This window comes from Stutzerimonas stutzeri, from assembly GCF_002890915.1.
Lineage (GTDB): Bacteria > Pseudomonadota > Gammaproteobacteria > Pseudomonadales > Pseudomonadaceae > Stutzerimonas > Stutzerimonas stutzeri_AF.
This window is the reverse complement of record NZ_POUT01000002.1, coordinates 716,859-723,823: the sequence shown is the minus strand read 5'-3', so window position 1 is coordinate 723,823 and position 6,965 is coordinate 716,859. Positions and strand designations below refer to the sequence as shown.

8 protein-coding genes are annotated in these 6,965 nt (G+C 59.3%); 6 read left to right on the top strand and 2 right to left on the bottom strand.

Annotated elements, in window-relative coordinates; all coding sequences use genetic code 11:
* Positions 1-544: 544 nt before the first annotated feature.
* From CXK94_RS07150 to CXK94_RS07140, 3 genes are all read left to right on the top strand, one after another.
* The gene (locus tag CXK94_RS07150) at positions 545-1,513 is read left to right on the top strand and encodes a DUF932 domain-containing protein (RefSeq protein WP_049247407.1); all 969 of its coding nucleotides are present in this window, start codon (positions 545-547) and stop codon (positions 1,511-1,513) included.
* Positions 1,514-1,591: 78 nt separating this feature from the next.
* Positions 1,592-2,596, top strand: a complete 1,005-nt coding sequence (locus tag CXK94_RS07145) for a YqaJ viral recombinase family protein (RefSeq protein ID WP_049247408.1) — start codon at positions 1,592-1,594, stop codon at positions 2,594-2,596.
* A 92-nt stretch (positions 2,597-2,688) separates the two neighbouring features.
* Complete coding sequence (locus tag CXK94_RS07140) at positions 2,689-3,582, top strand: hypothetical protein (RefSeq protein ID WP_049247409.1); 894 nt, start codon at positions 2,689-2,691, stop codon at positions 3,580-3,582.
* 336 nt (positions 3,583-3,918) lie between these two features.
* On the opposite strand, the gene CXK94_RS07135 is transcribed toward CXK94_RS07140, so the two are convergent.
* Positions 3,919-4,266 (bottom strand): helix-turn-helix domain-containing protein, encoded by a 348-nt coding sequence (locus tag CXK94_RS07135; RefSeq protein WP_049247410.1) that lies wholly within the window; start codon positions 4,264-4,266, stop codon positions 3,919-3,921.
* 175 nt (positions 4,267-4,441) lie between these two features.
* Here CXK94_RS07135 and CXK94_RS07130 point away from each other — a divergent pair, with 175 nt between their 5' ends.
* From CXK94_RS07130 to radC, 3 genes are all read left to right on the top strand, one after another.
* On the top strand, positions 4,442-5,455 hold the full coding sequence (locus tag CXK94_RS07130) for a hypothetical protein (RefSeq protein ID WP_049247411.1): 1,014 nt from the start codon (positions 4,442-4,444) through the stop codon (positions 5,453-5,455).
* 7 nt (positions 5,456-5,462) lie between these two features.
* Positions 5,463-5,927 (top strand): hypothetical protein, encoded by a 465-nt coding sequence (locus CXK94_RS07125; protein WP_049247412.1) that lies wholly within the window; start codon positions 5,463-5,465, stop codon positions 5,925-5,927.
* A 120-nt stretch (positions 5,928-6,047) separates the two neighbouring features.
* A complete protein-coding gene (gene radC, locus CXK94_RS07120; protein WP_049247413.1) occupies positions 6,048-6,542 on the top strand; it encodes a RadC family protein in 495 nt (164 codons plus the stop codon).
* Between the two features lie 186 nt (positions 6,543-6,728).
* Here radC and CXK94_RS07115 read toward each other — a convergent pair whose 3' ends face one another.
* Positions 6,729-6,923: an AlpA family transcriptional regulator gene (locus CXK94_RS07115; protein ID WP_025297465.1), complete on the bottom strand. Its 195-nt coding sequence runs from the start codon at positions 6,921-6,923 to the stop codon at positions 6,729-6,731.
* Positions 6,924-6,965: the final 42 nt, after the last annotated feature.

Below are 6,965 nucleotides of genomic sequence, written 5' to 3'. Positions count from 1 at the left end.
GAAATGTACGGCGCTGTCGAGACACGAAACCCTCCAGAAAGTGGCTTGAAATGGTGTCCACCAAAAATAGGTGGACACCATGCCGTTATCTGGAAGAAGCGGGGAGATGGGTTCGGCGGACGGTTACCCTTCCTGTAACTCTGCGCGCGTCACAGCGCGCAACCATGCCCGCAAAATCGGTGGTGCAGCCGGTGCTGTAGGTGGAGCCGCGACCGGCGCGGCGAGCGCTGCCGCCGGAGCACAAAGTGGTGCTGCCCTGGGCGCAGTCGCGGGCCCCATCGGAGCGGCCTTGGGTGGCCTGGCTGGTGCCATCCTGGGCGGCTTGGCTGGCGGCGCAGTAGGCAGCCTCGCCGGTGCACGCATGGGTGAAGAAATTGATGCCCGTGTGCTCGATAACTTCGAGTGCCATGCCTGCGGCCACGTCTTTTCCCTCGACCAGTAGCCCTCCAACAAGGCGCGCCACGCGCCTTCATTCGCTCCCATTTCCACCGACTCGGCATTCGAGTGTCGGGCGATAGCCAGTTACTCTGGCAAGGAGATCTTTATGGCTCACCTCATCGAGCAAATGGCCTACGTCGGAGCCACCCCTTGGCACGGCCTGGGTAATCAACTCACGCAAAAGCAGCCCCTGGAAGTCTGGCAGCGCGAAGCCGGTATGGACTGGCAGATCCTTGAAAGCCCCGTGCACTTCAAATCGGATGCCATCGGCCATCTGGGCACCATCCATTCGTTCCCCGAGCAGAAGGTATTGTTCCGTTCGGATACCAAGGCGCCGCTGTCGGTGGTCTCCAAGCGCTACCACACCGTGCAACCCCGCGAAGTGCTGGAGTTCTACAGGGATCTGACCGAGGTCTCCGGCTATGAGCTGGAAACCGCTGGCGTACTCAAAGGCGGCCGCAAGTTCTGGGCGCTGGCGCGTACCGGGCAAGGCGCTGCACTCAAGGGTAACGACCAGGTAAACGGCTACTTACTGCTAGCCACCTCCTGCGATGGCACCCTGGCTACCACCGCCACGCCAACTACCGTGCGGGTGGTATGCAACAACACGCTGACCATCGCCCTAGAAGGCACCAGTCGCGCGATCAAGGTGCCGCACAACACCCGCTTCGATCCCCAGGCGGTGAAGAAGCAACTCGGTATCGCCGTCTCGCAATGGGACGACTTCATGTACCGCATGCGCGCGTTGGCCGAACGCAAGGTGCAGTGGCATGAGGCACTGGGCTTTTTCATGAACGTGATGTGCGAGACCAGCCCGACCGGTGCACTGCCAGAACATCTGCCCAACGAGCGCGCCCTGCGCAAGGTACAGGAGCTGTACGAGGGTCGTGGTCGCGGCAGTCAACTGGACTCGGCATGCGGTACCGCCTGGGGCTTGCTCAATGCCGTCACCGAGTACGTCGACCACGAGCGCCGTGCACGCAGCAACGAGTACCGCATGGACTCGGCCTGGTTCGGCCAAGGGGCGCAGATCAAGCAGCGCGCCCTGGACGCTGCGCTGCAGCTCGCCGCTTAAGCCTCCATCACATCAACAACCCTCGTGCCCGGTCAGCCCAGTGCTGGCCGGGCGTTTTTATGTCTGCAGGTGAGCACCATGAAAGCAACGTCACTGAACAGCAGCACCCGCAAGAAACGCCCTGCCCTGCGCCTGGTCAGCACCAAGGAGCTGCCGCGCGAGGACTGGCTGCAAATCCGCAAGCATGGTATCGGCAGTTCGGATGCAGCGGCAGCAGTCGGCCTCAATCCCTACAAATCGCAGCTGGAACTGTGGCTGGAGAAAACCGGCCGCGACACCAAACTGCCGAAAACCGATCCGCATGACGAAGAAAGCCCAGCCTACTGGGGCAACGTACTCGAGCCTATCGTGGCCTGGCACTACAGCAAGCGGACAAAGAACCGCGTGCGGCGCATCAACGCCGTGCTCCAGCATCCGGATCCGGAAATGTCCTGGATGTTGGCCAACATCGACCGAGAGGTGATCGGCGCTGACGATGTACAGATCCTCGAATGCAAGACTGCCGGCATAAACGGGGCACGCCTCTGGAAAGAAGGCGTGCCCGAGTATGTGCAACTGCAGGTCATGCACCAGCTCGCCGTAACCGGCAAGCAGGCGGCTGATGTGGCTGTACTGCTCGGCGGTCAGACACTGGAGATTCACCGAATCGAGCGTGACGAGCAGATGATCACGCGGCTCATCGAGCTCGAACGCAGGTTCTGGCAGTACGTGGAAACGAACACACCGCCACCGGCCGATGGCTCGGCATCCGCTGAAATGGCCCTGCGCTGCCTCTATCCGGAAGACAACGGCCAGGTCATTGACTTCAGCAGTCATGCCGGACTGACCGCAGCCTTCATCGAGCTGAAAGCCGTTCGCCAAGCGATTGCCGACAAGGAGAAGCGAGAAGCCGAGCTCAAGCAGATGTTGCAGCAAGCCATGGGTGACGCCAGCCGGGCTGAGTTCATCAGCGGTTACGTCAGTTGGCGCAAGGCCAAAGACAGCATTGGCTTGGACGTCACTCAGCTACTCAAGGACAAACCTCACTTGCAAGCCAAGTACCCGTTGCTGAGGCCCGGCGCGCGGCGCTTCTTGGTCGGCTGAATCCGGCTGTTTCCACCCGTTCCCTCCCCCTTGGCCAGTCCATGCAGTTCGCGCTGCATGGCTGGCCTTTTTTCGTTTCCAGGAGAACACCCATGTTGAAAGGTCTGGCTCTAACGCCCCCAGTGATTGGCCGCATCTCAATCGGTAAAGTCGTCGAGAGAAACGGCAGACGTCTGCCGGAGAAAGACGATCAATTCACCATCACCTCCCAGGTGCAAGGCAAGGATGGCTGGTTACTGCATCCACTCAACGACCAGCTGCGCCAGGGCAAAGAGGACAAACTGCGCAGCATCCCGATCCGTCTGATGTTCAACGAACCCGAGCTCAACTTTCGCGCCGACTACACCCTGTTTGATCGGCAAACCGGACGCCCGGTTTGTGTGGGCAATGGGGAAACCTGCAAGCGCATTGGCCAGGATGGAATCCAGACACTGCCGTGCCCCTCACCCGATGCCTGCCCACTGGCCAAAGGGGGCGCCTGCAAGCCGTATGGCCGACTGAACGTGGTTATCGGCGATGAGGATCCGCTTGGCAGCTTTGTGTTCCGCACCACTGGTTTCAACAGCATCCGCACCCTCGCAGCACGCCTGAAATACTTCCAGGCGATCTCAGGCAATCGCCTGGCCTGCCTGGCATTGGAGCTGCGCCTACGCGGCAAATCCACCCGGCAAAGCCATGGAACGCCAATCTTCTACGTGGACATCACGCTGCGTAGCGGCATGAGCGTGGAGGAGAACCTGCTGGCCGCCAAGCAACTGGATGAGGCTCGCCAAGCGGCCGGCTTCGACCAGCGCGCGCTCGATAGTGCTGCCGAGCAAGGGATGGGCAATGGCGCCTTCGAAGACAACGAAGAGGACAGCGGCGCGATTGCCGATGAGTTCTTCCCGCTCACCGAGCCAGCGTCCACCGCCAGCGAGCCTTCCCCCCCACAACGTACAGCCCTGGCCGCCAAGCTGGAATCGCTCAGCAGCGAAGCGAGGCCCTAAGTCACAGGAGGTTCTTCATGGAAACACGATGCCTGATTTGCGAGTCGATGCTAGTGATCACCAAAGCGCAGGCGCAAGCCGTCTCTCTACTGCTGGGAACGCTAGGCGGCTTCTTGGGCGGCTGTTCGGAGATGCATACGCAGAGCGGCGCACCCAGTATCGGCGACACCGTTCAGAGGGGGCTCGAACGGATTACGCGCGCCGTCGACAGCGCAACCTCTGGATGCGCCCAGAGCTGGGAATTCGCTCAGGACGTTCAGCGTTATCACTTCGGGGAATTCGAGTGCCTTTGCCTGCGCTGTGGTGCACGTTTCGACCAACAGCCTAGCGCCCCCCTTACGCCTCAGCCAGGCGATCCGCCAACTGCTCGATCAGCCCCAGGATCAACTGGCGATCCTCCGGTGAGACCGTAGCCAGCATACGACTGATCCGTTGCGCCTGATCGTCGGTTCGCGGGCTTGCTTCTGTCAGCAGGTCCGCGGCCTCGCACTCAAAGATGGCGGCGAACTCCAGCAACCGAGAAATGTTGGGGATGACGATACCCCGCTCAATGCGGGAAATCGCCTCGCTGCCAATGCCAAGCCGCTCCGCCACATGCTCTTGCGTCATACCGGCGCGGACACGCTGCTTGGCAATCGCTCGGCCTACAGCTTCGGCCAGGTGCTTCTGATCAATCTCGGACATGTCGCCTCCCATCTCGACCTGGATGGTTGGCTAACCACTTATTGACATGAAGGACTCAAAAAGTTGAACTTCAACCTTTAAAGTCCATAGACAACCTAAACACTCAGGAATCCCCCTGCAGGATGCAGCCCGCTTCAAACCCCTCCCTTTCATTTTCAAAGCATTCGAGGATCACATGAACCTGCGAACGATCATTCTCGCGCCGCTTCTGCCCCTGGCGCTGGCCGGCTGCAACGAAGCCATCGATACCGTCAAGAACGGCCGAATGAAAATCAACGAGCAATACACCGTCGACCAGGCGTTCAGCAATCGAAGCATTTGCGACAGCGTCGAGTGGGACGTCATCACCGATGACAGAAACAGAGAGCTTGTTCAGTACAAGTGCCATATCACCGGCATCGAGTCGTACTACGCACAGGAAAAGCAACGCATACGGGAGAACTTGCTCAGCGGCTTCGACTTGGAAAAGCGGGCTGCCCAAGTCCATCTAGAACCGGCACGCATGGAGGTGGAAGCCGCCGAGAACGCGCTGAATAAACCGCGGCCCGCCAACACTGCTAACTTGGACAGCGACCGGCTCACAGACCTGCTGGCCCGGGAGGATCTGCTCTCCGAAAACGCCCCCTCACGCTCGCTTCAGAACTACTCCGGCAGCCCAGAGATTGCTGCAGCTGCACAGCGTTACTTCTTGAGCTACGTACGAGACACAACCTCCCCTCAGTACGCTGCGCACAAGCAGAACGAACAGGAGCTACTTCGCGCCATGGCGGCTGAACGCGAAAAGGTTCAAGCCCAGATTGCTGAGGAGCGGGCTCGCTTGAGCGAAGTCCAGAATGCTCGCGGGCAAGAATCGGTGGCTCACGCTCAGCAGCGCCTGAACCGGGCAACGGAGCTCTATGAAAACCTGCAGAACTCCGTTGCTGCCAAGCTTGAGGAACTGAATGCCCAGCACGCCGCCAAGCTGAAGCAGTTCGACGGTGCAGCCACCATAAAGTCAGTAGCCGAGATCTTTGAGTGGGTCGTCAACGGTGAGGAAATCGAACTCGTCTGGTCGGGGCTGGAAGGTACTTACAGCGACGGGCAGATCAAGAGGTTTGGCCACATCGATCGGCTCAGCAGCCTTCAGGACGTCTACCGCAATAGCGCGAAGACCTATTCCGACCTACGCCAAAAAGCGCCGCTGCTGTAGGTGCCCCATGAAGCGACTGACCGCATTTGTTCCGATATTGCTGCTGGCCTCGTTCAACGTCCAGGCCAATGCCTACTGTGACTCCAGGCGATCTGCCCAAGAGGTTGAGACCTGCTATCGACAATCCCTGACGGCGCTTAAACGAGCTGTCGATAAGGGCTTCAATAAAATCATGAACAGTCGTCACTACAGCGAAGCCACCAAGCAGCGTGTTCAGGAGGAGCAACGCGTTTGGGAGCAGAGCGTCCAGACCAACTGCCAGAACTACGCTTGCGTTGAATATCAGTTCCAGGGCCGGCTGCTTCAGCTGGGTCGAATGAAAGCAGATCCGCCCCCCTCCGCAATGGATGCCGAAGCGTGCCTGGATGCCTGGATCGCTGCCTACCGCCAAGATGAAGGAGATGAGGTCGCGATCACTCACGACCAGATCACCGAATGGCAGCAATGGTGTAGCGAAGGCCGCCTGCCCTGATGCCCCACTGACACAGCTGACCTGAAATACGGGTTCAGCTGATCCCTCTCAAACCGCCAGATCACTCGATGGTCCGGCGGTTTTTTTATGCCCCTACAAACACAGCCGTATGGAGGTCCTATGACTGCCAAATTCAAGGCCGGCGAGTCCGCTGGCACCTACATCGCCGATGCACCGGTGACCGAAGCCGATATCGTGGAAATGGCTCAACATCTGGCCAGCAAGCGGCTGCGTAAAGGCCAAGCCTTGCATCAACCCAAGGAGGTCTTTAGCTACCTGCAGCTCCTGCTGCAGGACTATGAACATGAGGTATTTGCACTGCTACTGCTGGACAGCAAACACCGTGTCATTCGATTTGAGGAGCTGTTTCGCGGCACCCTGGACAGTGCCAGTGTCTATCCCCGCGAAGTCGTCAAAGTAGCGCTGGAACACAATGCAGCAGCAATAGTGTTGGTGCATAACCACCCTTCCGGTGATCCGGAGCCAAGCCATGCAGACCGTGTCCTGACCAGCAGGCTCAAGCAAGCACTCGAGATGGTGGGCGTACGCACGCTCGACCACATCATCGTGGGAGCTGAGGGCTGCGTATCGCTCGCCGAACAGGGATACCTGTGAAACCGTGCGGGTCCATGAAGACACACGTCGATATCGACCAGCACAGGATAGATCCAGCGTGGGCAGCGTGGCAGCTGCCCACGCCAATCCATGCCCGATATTTTTTTTGCCTTGAGAGACCAAAGCTCCGAGGTTTCGTTACGTCTGCAGACGGACGCGATGACGTCCTGCGGTTGTTTCCCAGGGCTACAGAGATGGCTGACCATCTCGTTCCCGAAGCCGAGCCAGGATCCATTCCTGCACCTCGGACTCAACCCACGCTACAGCCTTACCCCCCAAAGCAACTGAGCCAGGGAAGCTCCCCTCCTTCATGACCTTGTAGACGGTAGAGCGGCCAAGGCCGGTCAGTCGCATCACTTCTTTCAGTCGAATCAGTCTCATGGTCGGCACTCCGATAGTTAGTCCATGAGATGGCTCAGGGGT

Coding starts and splice junctions, on each gene's coding strand:
- radC (WP_049247413.1), top strand. CDS start 6,048: ATGACTGCCAAATTCAAGGCCGGCGAGTCCGCTGGCACCTACATCGCC.
- CXK94_RS07140 (WP_049247409.1), top strand. CDS start 2,689: ATGTTGAAAGGTCTGGCTCTAACGCCCCCAGTGATTGGCCGCATCTCA.
- CXK94_RS07125 (WP_049247412.1), top strand. CDS start 5,463: ATGAAGCGACTGACCGCATTTGTTCCGATATTGCTGCTGGCCTCGTTC.
- CXK94_RS07150 (WP_049247407.1), top strand. CDS start 545: ATGGCTCACCTCATCGAGCAAATGGCCTACGTCGGAGCCACCCCTTGG.
- CXK94_RS07115 (WP_025297465.1), bottom strand. CDS start 6,923: ATGAGACTGATTCGACTGAAAGAAGTGATGCGACTGACCGGCCTTGGC.
- CXK94_RS07145 (WP_049247408.1), top strand. CDS start 1,592: ATGAAAGCAACGTCACTGAACAGCAGCACCCGCAAGAAACGCCCTGCC.
- CXK94_RS07135 (WP_049247410.1), bottom strand. CDS start 4,266: ATGTCCGAGATTGATCAGAAGCACCTGGCCGAAGCTGTAGGCCGAGCG.
- CXK94_RS07130 (WP_049247411.1), top strand. CDS start 4,442: ATGAACCTGCGAACGATCATTCTCGCGCCGCTTCTGCCCCTGGCGCTG.